The sequence below is a fragment of the Mesorhizobium sp. M7A.F.Ca.US.011.01.1.1 genome, from assembly GCF_003998295.1.
Lineage (GTDB): Bacteria > Pseudomonadota > Alphaproteobacteria > Rhizobiales > Rhizobiaceae > Mesorhizobium.
In genome coordinates this window covers 1-563 of record NZ_RZRT01000225.1, presented here as the reverse complement: position 1 = coordinate 563, position 563 = coordinate 1, and the positions used below count along the sequence as shown (strand labels likewise).

Below are 563 nucleotides of genomic sequence, written 5' to 3'. Positions count from 1 at the left end.
GCGATGGAGAACGTGGCGCTCTGGCACGAGCGCGACATTTCGCATTCGTCGGTCGAGCGCATGATCGGCCCGGATGCGACGGTGACGCTCGATTTCGCGCTGTCGCGGCTGACCAGTGTCATCGACAGATTGCTCGTCTATCCCGACAACATGCTGAAGAACATGAACAAGTTCCGCGGCCTCGTGCATTCGCAGCGCGTGCTGCTGGCGCTGACCCAGGCGGGCGTCAGCCGTGAGGATGCCTACCGGCTGGTGCAGCGCAACGCCATGAAAGTATGGGAGCAAGGCGCTGATTTCCTTGAAGAACTTCTCGCCGACAAGGAGGTCACCGCAGTCTTGCCCGAAGCCGACATTCGTGAAAAATTCGACCTTGGCTATCATACCAAGCATGTCGACACGATCTTCAAGCGGGTGTTCGGAGAAGCGTGATGATTTCGGCGGCTGGAGAATTCGATTTTCTCGCCCTGCCGGGGCGCGGTAATTCCGGGCCAGATCACTGGATGTCGCATTGGTGCCGGGCACTCCCCAATTCGAGCCGCGTGCTGCAGGCCGAATGGGACAGG

1 protein-coding gene and 1 pseudogene are annotated in these 563 nt (G+C 59.9%); both read left to right on the top strand.

Going from position 1 to position 563, the window contains the following annotated elements; all coding sequences use genetic code 11:
- Positions 1 to 429: pseudogene (locus EOA13_RS37460) on the top strand (adenylosuccinate lyase); the annotation flags it as partial.
- On the top strand, positions 429 to 563 hold a 135-nt coding region (locus tag EOA13_RS39525), incomplete at its 3' end, for an alpha/beta hydrolase (RefSeq protein ID WP_206535389.1). The pseudogene EOA13_RS37460 and the gene EOA13_RS39525, both read left to right, overlap by 1 nt.